Source organism: Octadecabacter arcticus 238 (assembly GCF_000155735.2).
GTDB lineage: Bacteria > Pseudomonadota > Alphaproteobacteria > Rhodobacterales > Rhodobacteraceae > Octadecabacter > Octadecabacter arcticus.
On the sequence record NC_020908.1, the window covers coordinates 3,863,927 to 3,880,384 of the forward strand.

Annotated in this window: 19 protein-coding genes and 1 other RNA gene; 9 read left to right on the forward strand and 11 right to left on the reverse strand. The window is 56.1% G+C overall.

The genetic code is table 11. The features are described from left to right. Nucleotides 1–2 precede the first annotated feature (2 nt). From OA238_RS19880 to OA238_RS19890, 3 genes are all read right to left on the reverse strand, one after another. A complete protein-coding gene (locus OA238_RS19880) occupies nt 3–1,223 on the reverse strand; it encodes a microcin C ABC transporter permease YejB (RefSeq protein ID WP_015496584.1) in 1,221 nt (406 codons plus the stop codon). Between the two features lie 45 nt (nt 1,224–1,268). Further along, nucleotides 1,269–3,203, reverse strand: a complete 1,935-nt coding sequence (locus tag OA238_RS19885; protein WP_015496585.1) for an extracellular solute-binding protein — start codon at nt 3,201–3,203, stop codon at nt 1,269–1,271. A gap of 170 nt (nt 3,204–3,373) precedes the next feature. After that, nucleotides 3,374–3,889 carry a c-type cytochrome gene (locus OA238_RS19890; RefSeq protein ID WP_015496586.1) on the reverse strand — a complete coding sequence of 172 codons (516 nt, stop codon included), beginning with the start codon at nt 3,887–3,889 and terminating at the stop codon, nt 3,374–3,376. Nucleotides 3,890–4,024: 135 nt separating this feature from the next. Between OA238_RS19890 and OA238_RS19895 the strand changes: the two genes are divergently transcribed. Further along, nucleotides 4,025–4,873, forward strand: coding sequence for a prephenate dehydratase (locus tag OA238_RS19895; protein WP_015496587.1), 849 nt, complete (start codon nt 4,025–4,027; stop codon nt 4,871–4,873). On the opposite strand, the gene OA238_RS29205 is transcribed toward OA238_RS19895, so the two are convergent. Genes OA238_RS29205 through nudC form a run of 3 tightly spaced genes read right to left on the reverse strand, consistent with a single transcriptional unit; the run spans nt 4,870 to nt 6,335 of the window. Further along, the gene (locus OA238_RS29205; RefSeq protein ID WP_051076530.1) at nt 4,870–5,136 is read right to left on the reverse strand and encodes a hypothetical protein; all 267 of its coding nucleotides are present in this window, start codon (nt 5,134–5,136) and stop codon (nt 4,870–4,872) included. The two genes, OA238_RS19895 and OA238_RS29205, sit on opposite strands and share 4 nt — an antisense overlap. A gap of 42 nt (nt 5,137–5,178) precedes the next feature. Then, nucleotides 5,179–5,331 carry a hypothetical protein gene (locus OA238_RS33000; protein WP_187293080.1) on the reverse strand — a complete coding sequence of 51 codons (153 nt, stop codon included), beginning with the start codon at nt 5,329–5,331 and terminating at the stop codon, nt 5,179–5,181. Between the two features lie 50 nt (nt 5,332–5,381). Further along, nucleotides 5,382–6,335, reverse strand: coding sequence for an NAD(+) diphosphatase (nudC, locus tag OA238_RS19905; RefSeq protein WP_015496588.1), 954 nt, complete (start codon nt 6,333–6,335; stop codon nt 5,382–5,384). 83 nt (nt 6,336–6,418) lie between these two features. Between nudC and ffs the strand changes: the two genes are divergently transcribed. After that, an RNA gene (gene ffs / locus OA238_RS30580) (signal recognition particle sRNA small type) lies at nt 6,419–6,517 on the forward strand. An 89-nt stretch (nt 6,518–6,606) separates the two neighbouring features. Further along, on the forward strand, nt 6,607–7,641 hold the full coding sequence (rsgA, locus tag OA238_RS19910; RefSeq protein ID WP_015496589.1) for a ribosome small subunit-dependent GTPase A: 1,035 nt from the start codon (nt 6,607–6,609) through the stop codon (nt 7,639–7,641). On the opposite strand, the gene OA238_RS19915 is transcribed toward rsgA, so the two are convergent. From OA238_RS19915 to OA238_RS19925, 3 genes are all read right to left on the reverse strand, one after another. Next, nucleotides 7,625–8,119 (reverse strand): protein-tyrosine phosphatase family protein, encoded by a 495-nt coding sequence (locus tag OA238_RS19915; RefSeq protein WP_015496590.1) that lies wholly within the window; start codon nt 8,117–8,119, stop codon nt 7,625–7,627. The two genes, rsgA and OA238_RS19915, sit on opposite strands and share 17 nt — an antisense overlap. After that, nucleotides 8,106–8,567 carry a hypothetical protein gene (locus OA238_RS19920; protein WP_044037230.1) on the reverse strand — a complete coding sequence of 154 codons (462 nt, stop codon included), beginning with the start codon at nt 8,565–8,567 and terminating at the stop codon, nt 8,106–8,108. The genes OA238_RS19915 and OA238_RS19920 overlap by 14 nt, the downstream gene beginning before the upstream one ends. Before the next feature lie 158 nt (nt 8,568–8,725). Next, nucleotides 8,726–9,118 carry a hypothetical protein gene (locus OA238_RS19925; RefSeq protein ID WP_144055945.1) on the reverse strand — a complete coding sequence of 131 codons (393 nt, stop codon included), beginning with the start codon at nt 9,116–9,118 and terminating at the stop codon, nt 8,726–8,728. Between the two features lie 510 nt (nt 9,119–9,628). On the opposite strand from OA238_RS19925, the gene OA238_RS33005 reads away from it, so the two are divergent. The 4 genes from OA238_RS33005 to recR all read left to right on the forward strand — a co-directional run bounded on the left by OA238_RS33005 (nt 9,629) and on the right by recR (nt 12,757). Next, a complete protein-coding gene (locus OA238_RS33005) occupies nt 9,629–9,781 on the forward strand; it encodes a hypothetical protein (RefSeq protein ID WP_187293081.1) in 153 nt (50 codons plus the stop codon). A 116-nt stretch (nt 9,782–9,897) separates the two neighbouring features. Then, nucleotides 9,898–11,658, forward strand: a complete 1,761-nt coding sequence (locus tag OA238_RS19940; RefSeq protein WP_015496591.1) for a DNA polymerase III subunit gamma/tau — start codon at nt 9,898–9,900, stop codon at nt 11,656–11,658. Nucleotides 11,659–11,720: 62 nt separating this feature from the next. Further along, a complete protein-coding gene (locus OA238_RS19945) occupies nt 11,721–12,065 on the forward strand; it encodes a YbaB/EbfC family nucleoid-associated protein (RefSeq protein ID WP_015496592.1) in 345 nt (114 codons plus the stop codon). Between the two features lie 98 nt (nt 12,066–12,163). Continuing rightward, the gene (gene recR, locus OA238_RS19950; protein ID WP_015496593.1) at nt 12,164–12,757 is read left to right on the forward strand and encodes a recombination mediator RecR; all 594 of its coding nucleotides are present in this window, start codon (nt 12,164–12,166) and stop codon (nt 12,755–12,757) included. A 172-nt stretch (nt 12,758–12,929) separates the two neighbouring features. On the opposite strand, the gene OA238_RS19955 is transcribed toward recR, so the two are convergent. Continuing rightward, complete coding sequence (locus tag OA238_RS19955) at nt 12,930–13,676, reverse strand: DUF1013 domain-containing protein (RefSeq protein WP_015496594.1); 747 nt, start codon at nt 13,674–13,676, stop codon at nt 12,930–12,932. A 132-nt stretch (nt 13,677–13,808) separates the two neighbouring features. Here OA238_RS19955 and OA238_RS19960 point away from each other — a divergent pair, with 132 nt between their 5' ends. Both OA238_RS19960 and OA238_RS19965 read left to right on the forward strand, forming a co-directional pair. After that, nucleotides 13,809–14,438 carry a ribonuclease T2 family protein gene (locus tag OA238_RS19960; RefSeq protein WP_245581355.1) on the forward strand — a complete coding sequence of 210 codons (630 nt, stop codon included), beginning with the start codon at nt 13,809–13,811 and terminating at the stop codon, nt 14,436–14,438. 211 nt (nt 14,439–14,649) lie between these two features. Further along, nucleotides 14,650–15,627, forward strand: a complete 978-nt coding sequence (locus tag OA238_RS19965; protein ID WP_015496596.1) for an IS5 family transposase — start codon at nt 14,650–14,652, stop codon at nt 15,625–15,627. Nucleotides 15,628–15,936: 309 nt separating this feature from the next. Here the strand turns inward: OA238_RS19965 and tnpA are convergent, their stop codons facing one another. Continuing rightward, a complete protein-coding gene (gene tnpA / locus OA238_RS19970) occupies nt 15,937–16,356 on the reverse strand; it encodes an IS200/IS605 family transposase (RefSeq protein ID WP_015494130.1) in 420 nt (139 codons plus the stop codon). Nucleotides 16,357–16,458: the final 102 nt, after the last annotated feature.

Sequence of the window (16,458 nt, forward strand, 5' to 3'; positions counted from 1 at the left end):
GGCTATCCCCGTTTCTCAAAATCGATGCGCGGATCGATCAGCACGTATGTGATGTCTGTCAGGATACCCACGACGAGCCCCATAAGGGAGAACGCAAAAAGCGTGCCGAACATGACCGGATAGTCGCGCTGCAACGTCGCCTCAAACCCGAGGCGGCCCAACCCGTCAAGCGAAAACAACGTTTCGATGATCAATGAGCCACCAAAGAACACGCCGATGAACAGCGCCGGAAAGCCAGAAATCACGATCAACATCGCGTTGCGAAACACGTGGCCGTACAGCACGCGGGATTCTGACAGGCCCTTGGCCTTGGCGGTGATGACATACTGCTTTTTGATTTCGTCCAAGAAGCTGTTTTTGGTCAGCAACGTCAGTGTGGCAAAGGCCGAAATGGTCGATGCCAGAACGGGCAGTGCGATGTGATGGAAATAATCCTTGATCTGGCCCCACGTGCTTAACTGGTCAAAGTCCGACGACGTCAGTCCTCGTAGCGGGAACAGGCGGATGCAGGTCGGATTGTAGTCGTACATCCACCACAGGAGCGAATTCCCGTTCAGCCAATCCGACAGATACGGAAAGCGGAAACAATTGTTGGACGCAAACAGCACGATCAGCAGGATAGCGAACAAGAACCCCGGGATTGCATAGCCGACGATAATGGCCGCAGACGTCCATGTGTCAAACGACGTGCCATCGCGCACAGCCTTGCGGATGCCCAGCGGGATGGAGATCATGTAGGCAATCAACGTGGACCACAGGCCCAGCGTGATCGACACCGGCATCTTTTCAAGGACGAGGTCCACAACAGACACAGACCGGAAATAGCTGTCGCCAAAATCAAAGCGCATATAGTCCCACATCATCAGGAAAAAACGTTCCAGCGCGGGAATCGGCACGGGATTACATTCAGCCGCCCGCAGATCGGGTTCGCCAGTATATCCAGCGTCACAGACAATGCGCGCAAAGTTGAATTCTACCTGAAGCTCATCGAGGAATTCTTGCGGCAATCCACGCGACGCGACGCTGTCACCGCTGTCGGTTTCAAGAATTTCTGATCCGCCGCCGCTGATGCCCTCAAAGACGTCACCGCCACCTTCCATTTGGGCAATAATCTGGTCAATCGGCCCGCCGGGGACAAATTGAATCAGCACAAAATTGATGATCATGATCCCGAGCAGTGTCGGGATCACCAGCAACAATCGTTTAAAAATATAGGCGCCCATTTAGTGCGTGGCCTTTGTTGGTCTTATTGCCATCAGTCCGTCCGCTTAAAACGCGCCGGCTGCTTTTAATTCTTCTGCTCTGTCGGCGTTGTACCACCAGAATGAAAGGTTGCCCAACGCGAAAGGCGGCAGCGGATCGGGGTATTCGTACATGTCGTAATAGGCGACGGAATGAACCGATTTATACCATTGTGGTACCCAAAACCCTTCGGAGCGCAGAACGCGGTCCAGCGCGTGGGTCCCGTTTGTCATGTCGTCAAGGCTTTCAGCGTTGATCACAATGGTCATGAGACGATCTATCGCCTCGTCTTGCAGGCCCATCAGATTGCGAGAACTGTCAGCTGCGGTTTCTGAGGCAAACCACTGGCGCATGCTAGTGCCAGGTTCAAATCCTTGGGTCATCGTATGAGTGATCATGTCAAATTCAGACGGCGCATTAAGGCGTTCCACATACTGGGCAAAATCCACGCGATCAAGTGAGGCCTCTACGCCGAGGCGATGCAAGTTTTCGATATAGGGGTTGATGATGCGGTCAAATGACGGGGACGCAGTCAGGAATTCGACCGAAAGGGTTTGCCCGTCCTTGCGGCGTATTCCATCATCGCCCGCAATCCAGCCAGCACCGGCCAAAAGATCGGACGCCAGACGCAGATTGGCGCGGTCAGTCGGTCGGCGTGCATCCGATGTCGGCGACAGGACCGCCTCATCCGTCAGGATAGACGCATCGAGAAGCCCGTCGTCAACGAGGGGTTGCAGCAGCGCCAACTCGCCCATCGAAGGGACGCCGCGCGCTTGCAGATCAGAGTTCTGCCAAAACGAATCGACACGGTCATAGAGCCCATAGAACAGGGTCTCGTTCGACCACTCGAAGTTGAACATCAGGCGGATCGCCTCACGGACGGCGGGATCTTGGAATTTTGGATCTCGTAGGTTGAAGATGAACGCCTGCGCCGATCCGATGGACCCGTCGGGCAGTTCTTCTTTGCGCACCCATCCATTTTCAATCGAAGGGAACTCATAGCCCGTCGCCCATTGCAGCGAAGAATTTTCGTTGCGGAACGTGTATTCACCCGCCTTGAACGCCTCGAACGCGGCCGCGGAATCTGTGAAATACTCATAGCGAATGGTGTCAAAATTCGCTTGCCCAATGCTGAGAGGATGTGTCGCGCCCCACCAATCAGGGTCGCGTGCATAAATAACCTGTCGGTTGGTGTCGAAACTGTCGATCACATACGCGCCGGTCCCTAGGAACGGCACATCGGTGCTTTCGTCCAGGCGCGCGCCAGTTTCTTCAAACCATACTTTGGAGAAGACTGTTGTGCCACCCGCAAAGCCGATGACATCACGGCGTGGCGCGTCCGGTGTGAAAAAGAATTTGACGCGGTAGGTGTCCAGCACTTCGACCCCGTCAAGATAATCGGACACCACGGCCACGTATTCTGGCAGCCCTTGGGTCATGAACAAATTGTGGGTGAACGCCACGTCTTCGGCGGTCATCGGGGTGCCATCGGTAAAAGTGATGTCGTCGCGCAGATTGAAGATGACCCAATCCTTACTTTCGGGATATTCCAATGTCGTGCACAGGTAGCAGTAGGACCCGTATGGATCGTCTGCCGTGGCGGTCATAATGCTTTCGAACAACAGGGTTGTGCCAGCGGCCGCAGCCCCCTCGCGGGTAAAGTTGTTGAACGTGTCAAACGTCCCTTGGGTTGAAACACTCATCTCGCCGCCCTTGGGGGCGTCGGGGTTCACGTAGTCCAGATGCGCCATGTCGGCGCCGTATTTCAGGTCTCCGAAGTTTGTGTAGCCATGCGAGGTGATGATGGCATCATGGGCGTCGGCATGCACGAGCGTTGCCGCACCCATAGCTAAAACCGACCCCGCAAGCTTCAGCGCCCATTTCGATATGCCCCGTTCGAATCCAGATACAGATTGCGACTGTTTGGCGGCTTTGGCGGCATAGTGCTGGGTCTGGTTCATCGGGCACTCCTGAAAATCGGCGAAATCGCTTATTTTAAGGTAGAGCGCGGACTGGCGAACATTCAAGTTGAGAATGCATGACTTCGTCGTGATCAAGAGGATTAGCTACGTCCTGAAACGCAAAAGGCCGCCCCAGACGGGACGGCCTTCGCGAATTTCCAGTTTGGCGTTTAGTCGTCGAGGCTGTCGAGATACGCGATCAGGTCTGCACGATCTTCGATTTTACGCATGCCGTTATAGCTCATCGCAGTGCCCGGCGCGTAACCCCTTGGGTTTTCGAGGAAAGCGTTCAACTGTTCAGGTGTCCAAACATCATTAACAGCGATAAGCGCGCCTGAGTAACTAAACCCTTCAGCCGAAGCGACATCGCGACCGACAACACCATAAAGATATGGTCCAGTGCCATTTTCGCCAGCTTCAAGTTTGTGACAGGCAGAACACGCGCGCCACTGTCCTTCGCCCGCGGCTGCATCAGCCAATGCGTAGACTTCTTCAAACGGAGGGCCGGCGTCGACAACGACGTCAACCGAGTCAGCGCCCTCAACGGGGATCACATAGGCCTGTTCGTCACCGCCGTGGCCGCCCGCGTGATAAATCGTCTCAGCTGCCCAGCTACCAAGCATAAAAACCAGTAATGTGCCACATAGTGCGCCCAGAACTTTGGTCATTGTCATTGTGTCGAACATGTCGCGTTCCAATTTCTTCCTGATTCCGCAATCTTCTATCCGCTTCCCACTCCAATGATCAAGGTGTAGCACCGCGACCAAATGCCCATTTTTTGCATGGCCTGTGGTCATGAGGGCAAAAAGCGGGTGCCCCAGATGACCAAACGCATTGCATTTCAAGGTGAACCGGGCGCCTACGGGCATCAAGCCTGCATCGAAGCCCGCCCCGATTATGAACCACTGCCCTGCCCCACATTTGAGGCAGCAATCGAGGCTGTTCGTCTAGGCCACGCGGATCTAGGCATGATCGCAGTCGAAAACTCCACGTATGGGCGTGTTGGCGACGTACACACGCTGCTCCCCGAAAGTGGGCTTCATATCGTTGATGAGGCCTTTGTTCGGGTTCATATAAATCTGCTTGGCAAACCTGGGGCGCAGCTAAACCAGATCCGGTCTGCCGCAGGTCATGTTGTGATCCTTCCCCAGTGCGGAAAATTTTTGCGCAGTCACGGTATCGCACCTGTGACCAGTTCAGACAACGCGCGTGCTGCAATGGATGTGGCCGCGGGTGAAGACATGACCGCAGGTGCGTTGGCGTCTGAAATGGCTGCGAAAATCTACGGGCTTGATATTTTGGCGCGCCACATCGAAGACCACGACCGCAACACCACGCGGTTCCTGATCATGGCACGCGACCCCGACCTAAATCGGCGGGGCAAGCATGGCATGGTCACAAGCTTTGTGTTCCGCGTGCGCAATATTCCTGCAGCGCTTTACAAGGCGATGGGCGGGTTTGCGACCAATGGCGTTAACATGACCAAGCTGGAAAGCTATATGGTCGGCGGGCAGTTCACCGCGACGCAATTTTACGCTGAGGTCGAAGGCCATCCCGACGACCGAAATGTCCAACGCGCAATGGATGAGTTGGATTATTTCACCGACCACATTCGGTTGATGGGCGTGTTCCCAGCGGCGCCACGTCGACACGAAAAAGCAAAGCCCTAGCCGAAGTAACGGGTTTCAACGTCTTTCGCAAAGCCCGACACAATGGTTTTAAAACGGTCCTGATTTTTCTGGCGCGTGAAACGAACGGACTGGAACAGCAGCTTTGCCGGTATGGTTTTAGCCTTCGCGACAGCCTTGACGTTGAGACGCGTGCGGGCACGACTAAGGGCGACCAGTTCGATCACCATCGTCGCATCCGCGCTTTTAGATGTAACTTCAAACGTCAAACCATTGGGCTTATCGACCTCGATGATTTCGGCCAAGACACTTCTTTCGACGCCGCGCAGCAGAAATTTTACACGCCATTAAGTGCCAACGACCGCCGCGTCGCCGCCTGCGATCCGTTCAACATCGCCACCCAGACGCATGATTGAGCGCTCAAAAGTTGCAAAATTGGTGACCTGATCAAAAACGTAGTCAATTGGTGCTTCGATATCGTCGCGCGTTGTAAATTCCATAGTGTACTGCCCAGTCTTCGACCTTGCCGGTCCGTTCCTCGTTATTTTCATTAATCTAACGTATCCGCCAACCAGTTCTCTAGCAAAAAATGCGCGATTGCGCCATTTCTGGCAGACTGTATCGTGGGATGCTCACCTCTGGCGGCTTGTTCCATCTCGGCGCGGCTTACCCAGCGTGCATCTTCCAGCTCGATAGGGTCCAGCGTGATGTCATAGGACGTCGCGACACCGTAACAACCGATCATCAACGACAACGGAAACGCCCAAGGTTGGCTGGCCAGATACGTCACCTCGCCGACTGTGATCCCCGCCTCCTCAAAAACTTCTCTGCGCACGGCGGCCTCAATGGTTTCGCCCGGCTCCACAAATCCGGCGAGCAGGGAATACATGCCCTCCGGCCAGCCCGGCGACCGGCCAGCGAGGACATCGTCACCGGACACGATCAACATGATCACGACCGGATCGGTGCGCGGAAAGTGGAACGTGCCACACGCGGGGCAAACGCGACGCCAGCCCGCATCCGCCGCGGCGCTTTGCGTACCGCAGGCTGAACAGAATTTGTGGCTGTCGTGCCAGCCGAGAACAGCGCGGGCCGTTGCGGCAAGTTCGGCGTCGCGCGGCGTGAGGGTCGTCATGATGCCACGCAGTTCTGCAAAAACGGCCTCACCGGTGGCGGGATGTTGCTGCATGGTTGGGTCCAGAAATGTGTTCATGTCGTCGGCTTCAGCCAACACAGGGTCCCAGCCCGACAAGGACACGGCAAAGACGGGGCCGTCGTCATCAAGGCCAAGGAAAATCCGAACATCGCCAGCATCAGCCGTGACCGGATGATCAAGCGGCAGACGTGCCAACGCACCACCGATGCGATCCAACAGCAGCTTGCCGCGCCACAAAATAATCGTGCGCGCAGCAGGATTAGCTGCAGCTTCCTCGATATTTCCACGCATATGGGCAGCCCGATCCAGACCGGACCCGCCGAACGTAGCTGTTTCTGCATTTTTCATAGGCCAACCGATGCCATGTCCCAGAACAGGGTGCAATCCATACGGCTCTTGCGCGACGGACTATGTAGTTCTATGTCAACGATTGAGGGGTTGGCGCGGGCAAGTGCCTCGCCAACCTGGTCAGGTCCGGAAGGAAGCAGCCACAACGAGCCCCACTTGGGTCGATGTCCAACCTCTCACTTACCGCGAAAATGCTTTTGCATTTTTGCGGGGAGCGATAGAGCGAAAGCAACGCTTTTGCGGAATCGTTCAATAGGATAAACGCTCTTTCATGAACACAACTCTCAAAACCCTCGGCTGGGGCCCGCATTTTGCGCGCCAGATCGAACTTGACCCTGACGGCGATCCGCCCAGCCACCCCGTTCGCATTGCAGCCGTTCACCGCGCCCGTCTTGATGGATTTTCCGCAGACGGCCCCATATCCTTATCGCCGGTCGTCGCCGCTGGCCTTTATGCGGTTGGAGACTGGGTGATCGCCACAGGGTCTGCCGCGTCCGCACCGCTGGAACGCACCACTGAAATCACCCGACGCGCCGCTGGCGAAGAGTCCAAACCGCAACTGATCGCCGCCAATGTCGACACGCTGGGCATTGTGACCAGTTGCAACGCCGATTTTAATGTCGCGCGGCTCGAACGCTATTTGGCAATGTGCGCCGCATCAGGCTGTTTGCCACTAGTGATTCTGACCAAAGCAGACCAATGCGACGACCCCGCCGACTACGTCAAACAGGCCGAAAAATTGTCGCCGATGCTCAGCGCGATTGCGGTGAATGCAACGGACGATGAAGACGTCAAACGGCTGAACCCGTGGTGCAGCGACGGGCAAACCTTGGCCTTGGTCGGATCATCTGGCGTCGGAAAGACGACGATCCAGAACCGCCTGACGGATGTCATCGACACCACGCAAGACATTCGCGCTGGCGACGCCAAGGGCCGCCATACGACAACAAATCGCAACCTGCGCGCGACATTTGCAGGTGGGTGGTTGATCGACACACCGGGCATGCGCGAATTGCGACTGGTCGACGCCGAAGCGGGCGTGCATGAGGTCTTTGGCGACATCACTGAACTGGCCGCGTCGTGCAAATTTAACGACTGCGCCCATGTGACCGAGCCGGGCTGCGCCATTCGCGCGGCGATTGCGGCGGGTGATCTGGACACGGACCGGATTGAACGCTGGCGCAAGCTGGAAAAAGAGAACCGGTTCAACACGGCAACGGTTGGTGAAAACCGTGGCCACCTCAAGCGGCTTCAAAAGATGTACGACGAAGGTCAAGCGCGCGGCAAAGCTAAGCGGAAGACCTGACCGCCCATCGCCGCTGGGCATCGGTTTCCACAGCACAGGGCCGCGTTTTGCGCAGACGTTCAAGTGCTGCGTCCGAGGCTTCGCCCGCTTCAATCATCAGGCGCAACGCCGCCATACCAGACCTCCCGCAGCCGCCAAAACAATGGGTCAAAATCTTGCCACCCCGCGCCAAAATGTCTGCGCTCAACGTCGAAACCTCGATCCAAGCGTTGGCGACATTCCCATCCGGTGCGCCAAAATCCACAATTGGCAGATGGCACCACGTCACGCCAACCGCTGCAAGGTCGTCGCCAAAACCAGACGCGCCCATGCGGTCCAGTTCACTTTGGGTCGTCATGCTCAGCACTAGGTCCGGGCCCCAGTGCAGAATGGTCGACAGATCAGCCTCGTATGATCCGGAACGCCCCGGAATTGGGGACAGCGCGACCTGCCCTGCCCCAATATCCAGCGGATAGATCGTAAATTTAGAAGACCCCATGTTCCACCATCTGTCCCAGCATACGTTCAACCCATTGCTGCAAGAACGCACGGATTTCCGGCAGACCGGACGCGTCGATTGCGCGGCGTGGCAAAGCAACACCATGTTCCATGGCAATGCGCAAACACCCAATGTAATCACCACCCGCCTGCTGTGGATTGTGATCAACCCCGTGCAGAATCGTCGACAGAAATCTACCACCATTCTTGTTCACATGGGATAGATCGGGCCGCGGCGACATGAAATAGCCCATCACATCAGGCAATCCGTTCCAACCGGCGGCTTGCACCGGCGTCACACCATCGCTGTCCGCGTGATCCCATTCTAGGCCAATCGCGACGAGTGCTTTCGGAGGCAGCAGCTTATCCGGAAAATGCAATATTTCGCGCAAGATGCCGCGGTAATGCGTGGGCAGCTTGTCGGTATCGATGATACTCGTCGCACCCACGGCCTTTGGCGGCTTGTGCCAACATCTGTTCCATATCTGTCAATGGCGTCGCTTGCCCCAATGCATCAGGACGCGCGACAAGATCGGCGTAACTAAAGACCGCAGCGAACTCATAGGCGCTGTGTCCATGACACAACGCAGCGGGGTCGGCTCCGTTCTCAAACAGCCAAGCCGCCATGTCCATGTGTCCTGCCTGGCCCAGCGCCCAATAGAGCGGTGACAGTGGATCGCTCGTTCACATCAGCCCCGTTCGCAACCAACATATCGGCAATCGCAATGGCGTCGTCTGCCTTGTCTGGCCAGCCAGTGAGCATGCGCGATTTGCACAAATGCAAAAGGGGCAAGGCCGGCCCCGCGGCAGTGACAGCGCAGGTCGGATCATCACGCAACATCGCCCGAACCGCACGCTCATCATAAAGCCCGCACAACAGGCTAAAATGACCGGCGACCAGATCAGGTTTGTCTTCCATAAAACGGTGCACGACGCCCTTCTGGCCATGGTGAAGCGCGACTTTCAGACGTTGCAGTTTGAACGCGCGATGAAGGTCCAACGCCTCAATCTAGGGCTTCATCGCTGGCCACGTGGCAAAACTGTTTTCGCGCGCAATGACGTGCAGAAAATCAGCGTGCTTTTATTCATCGCCTGCGCGGGGGGTGCATCCGCAACCGCGCACGTGCATCCGTGTCGCCAACTTCATATCGGGACTTCAGTGCCCTACCAGCGCTGCGAAATGTATCTAGGGCGTCTGTCATAGGACTTGCTCATTAACAGGTCCCAAGGTTCGCTGGCCTGTACAATGAGAAAGACCGAAAGTGGTCTGTTCTACATCGAAAGTGTGCCAATTTCGGCTTTCCGCGAACCTGGACGTCCCTTGGGGCCATTTTTCTAGAACTTGCGCTTGCACAGGGCAAGCCGTCAACTAAGCTGTTTTGATTGGCAAATCAAAAAACCATCCCGAACCCGCACCAACATGGCAGAAGATCGCACGTCGATAGCCAATGAACGCACCTTTTCCAACTGAATGGGCACGGGGCTGGGCGCAATCGGTGTGGCCGTCGGTATGAAGGCCGTCTTCGGCGCGTTTAAACCCACGTGGGCGGCCAAAGCCATCGCATCGATTTCTCTCATTATCGCAATTCTGACTTTCTATGAAGCGTGCCAACAGGCCTGCAAAACCCTCAACCGTCTGCGCGAAACCATTTTTGAGGCATAGTCAGGCAAAAGTTTCACGTCGCTCGAGGTCCCGATGTCCATCACGGCCATCGGAACAGGCGCCATCCTGTGATCCTGTAGGTGGACGCCGAGGGACCTTGGGCGTAACTTATCCCAATGACCGAATCCGATACCCCAAAATACCAAGTCCTTGCGCGCAAATACCGCCCCGAGACTTTTGCCGATCTTGTCGGACAAGACGCCATGGTGCGCACGCTTAAAAACGCGTTCGCCGCCAACCGGATCGCGCAGGCGTTCATCATGACGGGCATCCGTGGCACCGGTAAAACGACCACAGCGCGAATCATCGCCAAGGGGATGAACTGCATCGGAATCGACGGTCAGGGTGGCCCAACGACCGAACCTTGCGGCAAATGCGAAAACTGCGTCGCGATCATGGAAGGTCGCCACGTCGATGTCATGGAAATGGACGCCGCATCGCGCACGGGCGTCGGTGACATCCGTGAAATAATCGAAAGCGTGCATTACCGCGCCGCGTCCGCCCGTTACAAAGTCTACATCATTGACGAAGTGCACATGCTGTCCGTCAACGCGTTCAACGCACTTCTCAAAACGCTGGAAGAACCACCCGAGCACGTCAAATTCATCTTCGCGACGACCGAAATTCGCAAGGTGCCAGTGACGGTGTTGTCCCGCTGTCAGCGGTTCGACCTTCGCCGCATTGAACCCGAAGACCAGATCGGCCTGCTGCGCAAGATCGCGACTGCCGAAGGCGCTGAGATTACTGATGATGCACTCGCTTTGATCACACGCGCCGCCGAAGGGTCCGCGCGGGATGCGCAGTCATTGTTGGACCAGGCGATTTCCCATGGCGCAGGCGAAACCTCTGCCGATCAAGTCCGCGCAATGTTGGGGCTGGCAGATCGTGGACGCGTGCTTGATCTGTTTGACATGATCCTCAAGGGGCAAGCAGCCGACGCGCTGCAGGAATTGTCCGGCCAATACGCCGACGGTGCCGATCCAATGGCGATCCTGCGCGATCTGGCGGAAATCGCCCACTGGGTCAGCGTAATCAAGATCACGCCTGATGCAGCCGAAGACCCGACCGTCAGCCCCGATGAGCGCACGCGCGGCATTGCCATGGCGGATGCATTGGCAATGCGGGTGCTGACACGGCTGTGGCAGATGTTGCTCAAAGCCCTCGAAGAAGTCGCGATGGCACCCAATGCAATGATGGCTGCGGAAATGGCGATCATTCGCCTGACCCACGTGGCGGACCTGCCGAGCGTTGAAGACCTTGTTCGCAAGCTCGACAAAGAGACACCACCCTCCGGTGGTCCAGGCGGTGGTGGCCCACGCGCAGCGCCTGCCGTGAACACCGCCGTGCAATCCTCAGCAGTGGCGGCGACCCATTCCAGCCCTAGCGGTCCGTCAGCCTCTGCCGGTGGTGCGGTTCTGGCCGTGGCAAACGATGAAGCGCTCGCCCATTATCCGACCTTCGAGCACATCGTCGAATTGATCCGCCGCCACCGCGACGTGAAATTGCTGGTAGAAGTTGAAACTGGCGTGCGACTTGCGGCCTACCAACCCGGTCGCATTGAATTTGTCCCCGCTAAGGGCGCGCCGCACGATCTTGCGCAGCGGCTCGGATCACGCCTACAGGCTTGGACCGGAAATCGCTGGGCCGTCACGCTGGTCAATGAGGGCGGCGGCGAAACGATTGCCGAAGTGCGCGACATTGAAACCAACGCCCTGCGCGATAAGGCACAGGCGCATCCACTGGTTCAGGCCGTCTTGATGAAATTCCCCGGCGCCAGAATAACCGACATTCGAACCCCCAAAGCACGAGAGGCGGAAGCCGAATTCGAAGCCTTGCCCGAAGTCGACGACGAATGGGATCCGTTTGAGGACAGCTAACACGCCTTGCAGCATGCCCGCGTGCTGCCTATTTACCCACAACAGATATTTAGGAGATAGCGATGTTCAAAGGACTAGGTGGCCTCGGCGATATGGCCGGAATGATGAAAAAAGCCCAAGAGATGCAAAAGCAAATGGGCCAGTTGCAAGAAGACCTCCATGATATCGTGGTCGTCGGGATCAGCGGCGCGGGTCTGGTCAAAGCGACGGCGTCTGCCAAAGGCGAACTCAAGGCACTCGATATTGATCCCTCAATCTTTAACGGTGACGACAAAGAAGTGGTCGAAGACCTGATACTTGCGGCAATCAAAGACGCGCAATCCAAAGCGTCGGACAAGGCGCAGGAAGAAATGGCAAAACTGACCGACGGGTTGGGCCTACCAGCAGATATGAAGCTGCCGTTTTAATCGGGCGAACGCATAGCGTTCGATCCAGTGCGGTGTAGCGAATTGCCCTTCGCAATTTGCGGGCCGCACCCCCTGTCAAGTTCTCGCAGCGGAGCACCATGTCCCAAGCCCCCAAAGACATCGACGCGTTGATCAATCTGATGGCCCGCCTTCCAGGGCTGGGCCCACGATCTGCCCGCCGTGCAGTGCTGCACCTCATCAAAAAGCGCGGGCAACTGCTAAATCCGTTGGCAGAAGCGCTGACGATCGTCGGGGCGACAGCGCGTGAATGTCTAAACTGCGGCAACATCGGCACCTCCGATCTTTGCGGCATCTGCGAGAGCGAGAAACGCAACGTCGGCCAAATCTGTGTCGTCGAAGACGTGGCAGACCTCTGGGCGATGGAACGATCTGGCGTTTTCAAAGGCCGCTACCATGTCCTTGGCGGCACATTGTCAGCACTTGATGACATTGGCCCCGATGAACTGCGTATCCCGAAATTGCGCGACCGCATCACGACCGAACACATCACCGAAGTCATTCTCGCACTGGGGGCCACAATCGATGGCCAAACCACGGCCCACTATATCGCGGATGAATTGCACGGCGTTCAGGTGACGACCTTGGCCCAAGGTGTCCCTGTCGGCGGCGAACTCGACTACCTTGACGACGGAACGATCACGGCCGCCCTCAATGCGCGCAAAGCCCTCTAAACTGCCCCGTCTTTGCTTCAAAAATATCCCCGCCAGAGGCTCCTGCAGCGCAACACACACCACAGCCAGCCTTGGCGCATGCCAGAGCAAAAAGTTCAACGTGAATAAACAAACAAAGCCCCCGAGTATCGCTCGGGGGCCTTTCATTCAAATCAAGATAACGCGATAAGGATCAATCTTTTTCGTCGTCATCGCCTGCGTCGTTGGGCAGGTTAAAGAATGTATCTTTATCCGGAATTGAAGTGTCTTCCTCAGGCTCGGGCATGCTCTCGCCCAAGGTGAACGTCTCAAGTCCCTCAATCGCTGTTGGCATTTTGGAGTCAGTGCCAAGGCTCTGCTCGGTCGAGACCAGCTTGCGACGCTCATCATCGCTCATCACACCGCCTTCTTTGGCTTTCTTGGCCGCGGCTTTTTGCACGGCAGCGTCCAGTTCAACCTGCTTACACAGACCCAACGCGACCGGATCAATCGGTTCGATGTTGTTGATGTTCCAGTGCGTGCGTTCACGGATCGCTTGGATTGTGGGCTTCGTGGTGCCGACCAGTTTAGAAATCTGACCGTCGGCCAATTCAGGGTGGAACTTGACCAACCAATAGATCGACGCCGGGCGATCCTGACGCTTGGACAAGGGTGTATAACGCGGGCCACGGCGCTTTTCTTCACCAGCCGATCCAGGGTGAAACAACAGCTTCAACTTATAGGTTGGGTCGGCTTCGCCACGATCAATCTCGTCTTGCGTCAGCTGTTTGTTGGTCAGCGGGTCAAATCCTTTGACGCCAGCCGCGACATCGCCGTCCGCAATGCCCTGCACTTCCAACTCATGAAGTGCGCAGAAATCCGCGATCTGTTTGAATGTCATTGTGGTGTTATCGCACAGCCAAACTGCTGTGGCTTTGGCCATAATTGGTATATCGCTCATCGCGTTTTCTCCTTATCAATCGACATGACTTCCTTGAGCCCTTGAAGGGGCGGACCGCTTTCGGCCAGGTTCACATTGTCGGGGAACTTGCATGCTATATAGTCGGGCGACTGTGTTATGGAAAGACCCCAAATGTTGCGACTGATTACCCTGCTGTGCGCTCTTGCCCTGCCCGCCAAAGCGCAGGATGTTTCAGGCGCGTTCGACTACTACGTTTTGTCCCTGTCATGGTCGCCAAATTGGTGCGCATTGGAGGGCGATTCTCGCAATTCGCCGCAATGCGACGCTGACGCAGATTTCGGCTGGGTTCTGCACGGACTCTGGCCACAGTTTGAAACCGGCTGGCCCGCCGACTGCCGCCACACGTTCCGCAATCCGTCCCGCGCAGAGACGACTGCAATGGCAGATATTATGGGGACCAGTGGATTAGCGTGGTATCAATGGAACAAGCACGGGTCGTGTTCGGGTCTATCGCCGGACGATTATTTTGCACTGGCGCGCCTTGCGTTTGAACGCATCACACGCCCAGAGGTTTTCCGCCGCCTTGAAGACCCGATAACGTTGCCAGCGTCGCTGGTGGAGGAAGCGTTTATCCGCGACAATCCGTTCCTGTCGCCGGACGAAATCACCATAATATGCCGCGCGTCGCGCATTCAAGAAGCCCGTATTTGTTTGACCCGCGATCTGGAGCCGCGCCGATGCGGGTCCGATGTGATCCGTGATTGTTCATTGGATGACGCGCTGTTCGATCCGGTCCGATAATTGCAAAGGCGGGCGGGCAATGTCCGCTGTGCGGTGGCATCCCAGAATTACGGAACTATGGCCGTCAACATCAGTGGCTGCTAGGCTACGCGCAACCACAGGAGTAGCGATGCGCAGGTCCGTCTTGCAGCCTTGCAAAATTGAGGCGTTATTGCGTGGATACGACGCTTTCTGCTAGGGATCCCTTTCCCTGACCGATTGGACGCTCCTGATGCCGCATAAGTTCAACGCATCGCGTCGGCATAAGTTTGAGAAAAAGCGGTATCGCATTACGAACTGGTCCGACTACACCGAAAGCCTGCGACGGCGTGGGGATGTGACTATTTGGTTGAGTCCCGACGTTGAGGCAACTTGGCGTGCAGAGCGGCGCAAGACGCGGGGCGGCCAGCCAGCTTATTCCGATTTGGCGATCACGGTCTGTCTCACGCTTGGTGTGGTTTACAAGCAACCGCTGCGCCAAACCGAAGGGTTTGTGCGGGGCCTTGTCGGACTTATGGGGCTGGATATTCTTGTGCCTGACTACTCTACCTTTTCGCGCCGTGGCGCAGGGCTGACCTTGCCGATGACATCCCGGCATCAGAAGGATGGTCCAATTCACCTTCTCGTGGACAGTACCGGCCTGAAGATCTTTGGCGAAGGCGAATGGTTGCAGAATAAGCATAAAACAAAGACCACGCGGAGGTCATGGCGCAAGCTGCACCTCGGGTTAGACCTTGTGAGTGGTGACATCGTTTGCTCCGATCTAACCACAGATGACGTGGGAGACCCGACCGCTTTGCCTGATCTTCTTGAACAGATTGACGCGGATGTAGCCCAGTTCATAGCAGACGGTGCGAATGATGGTGACCCGACCAGCGACCTACTCATCGAGCGCTTTGGCGAAACAGTAGAGATCATCATCCCTCCCCCTAAGAATGCCGTTTCTAGCCCTGATGCGGTCGATACCCCAACCCTTCGCGACCAGCGCATTGCTGCAATCCGCACTCGGGGTCGGATGGCCTGGCAGGTGAGCAGCGGCTACAATCAGCGTAGCCGAGCGGAGACCCAAATGGGCCGTTGGAAGATGGTTATTGGCTCCAAACTGAAAGCACGCAACTTTCCCAATCAGAAGACAGAGGCCAATATCGGCGCCTATATTCTCAACAAAATGACCGAAATCGGGCGTCCCGAGTTCGAGTTGATCGCTTGACCTCAAGCATGGGTAGGGCGCGTTCCGAGTTGCAGCTGATCTGTGCAACAACGCCGGTCGGGATCGTACGGCCCACACCAATACCTTAGTTGCGCATTTTCGGTTACGAGAAACTCACAGTCGAAGATTATTGCTGTCTGCTTTTTTAGAGCGGGCCTTGTGCAATTTCACCATTCTCGCGAGACCCTAGCATAGGGCGTACAAGAGCAATGCCAATTATCACTTTGTACGCATACCAGATTTAAGCGGTCTTCCAAAAACGGTCGTTTTTGAAAAATACATTCAGATCACCTCATGCTGACTGAACGACTACCGGCTGACGCCGGTAGGTTCCCTTTTTGAATGTAATTCAAGATACTGAAGTATGACAGCGTCAGTGACATTGCCGCTAGTTGTTGAGAAAAATCCGCGAGCCCAAAACCGCTGGCCCCAGTACCGTTTGCGCAGTTCGGGAAACTCGCGCTGTATCTTATAAGACGAGCGTCCCTTGATCCGCATCATCACCTTTGACAATGCTATCTGAGGCGGGACCGATATGAACATGTGGACGTGATCGGTCGACAATACGCCCTTCTCAATATGCACGCCAAGTTCTTGGCATGTTTGGATAATGATTTCACGGATACGCTCACGCATCTCACCGCGCATAACTTTGTATCGGTATTTTGTTGTCCAGACGACGTGAAATCGGTGATAAAATTTGGTATGGCTTCCTGTGGAATAGATCATAATCTTCCCTCTCATTTTTAAGACCCCGCGAAGCAGTAAGGGTCTTAAAAATGAGAGGGAAGATTATAGTATACTCCCGCGCCTGAATTGACCTGAGGTTTT

What these genes read in the sequence shown, in the direction of transcription:
- OA238_RS19880 (WP_015496584.1), bottom strand. Translation starts at nt 1,223, where the DNA reads ATGGGCGCCTATATTTTTAAACGATTGTTGCTGGTGATCCCGACACTG.
- OA238_RS19885 (WP_015496585.1), bottom strand. Translation starts at nt 3,203, where the DNA reads ATGAACCAGACCCAGCACTATGCCGCCAAAGCCGCCAAACAGTCGCAA.
- OA238_RS19890 (WP_015496586.1), bottom strand. Translation starts at nt 3,889, where the DNA reads ATGTTCGACACAATGACAATGACCAAAGTTCTGGGCGCACTATGTGGC.
- OA238_RS19895 (WP_015496587.1), top strand. Translation starts at nt 4,025, where the DNA reads ATGACCAAACGCATTGCATTTCAAGGTGAACCGGGCGCCTACGGGCAT.
- OA238_RS33000 (WP_187293080.1), bottom strand. Translation starts at nt 5,331, where the DNA reads ATGGAATTTACAACGCGCGACGATATCGAAGCACCAATTGACTACGTT.
- nudC (WP_015496588.1), bottom strand. Translation starts at nt 6,335, where the DNA reads ATGAAAAATGCAGAAACAGCTACGTTCGGCGGGTCCGGTCTGGATCGG.
- rsgA (WP_015496589.1), top strand. Translation starts at nt 6,607, where the DNA reads ATGAACACAACTCTCAAAACCCTCGGCTGGGGCCCGCATTTTGCGCGC.
- OA238_RS19915 (WP_015496590.1), bottom strand. Translation starts at nt 8,119, where the DNA reads ATGGGGTCTTCTAAATTTACGATCTATCCGCTGGATATTGGGGCAGGG.
- OA238_RS33005 (WP_187293081.1), top strand. Translation starts at nt 9,629, where the DNA reads ATGAAGGCCGTCTTCGGCGCGTTTAAACCCACGTGGGCGGCCAAAGCC.
- OA238_RS19940 (WP_015496591.1), top strand. Translation starts at nt 9,898, where the DNA reads ATGACCGAATCCGATACCCCAAAATACCAAGTCCTTGCGCGCAAATAC.
- OA238_RS19945 (WP_015496592.1), top strand. Translation starts at nt 11,721, where the DNA reads ATGTTCAAAGGACTAGGTGGCCTCGGCGATATGGCCGGAATGATGAAA.
- recR (WP_015496593.1), top strand. Translation starts at nt 12,164, where the DNA reads ATGTCCCAAGCCCCCAAAGACATCGACGCGTTGATCAATCTGATGGCC.
- OA238_RS19955 (WP_015496594.1), bottom strand. Translation starts at nt 13,676, where the DNA reads ATGAGCGATATACCAATTATGGCCAAAGCCACAGCAGTTTGGCTGTGC.
- OA238_RS19960 (WP_245581355.1), top strand. Translation starts at nt 13,809, where the DNA reads ATGTTGCGACTGATTACCCTGCTGTGCGCTCTTGCCCTGCCCGCCAAA.
- OA238_RS19965 (WP_015496596.1), top strand. Translation starts at nt 14,650, where the DNA reads ATGCCGCATAAGTTCAACGCATCGCGTCGGCATAAGTTTGAGAAAAAG.
- tnpA (WP_015494130.1), bottom strand. Translation starts at nt 16,356, where the DNA reads ATGATCTATTCCACAGGAAGCCATACCAAATTTTATCACCGATTTCAC.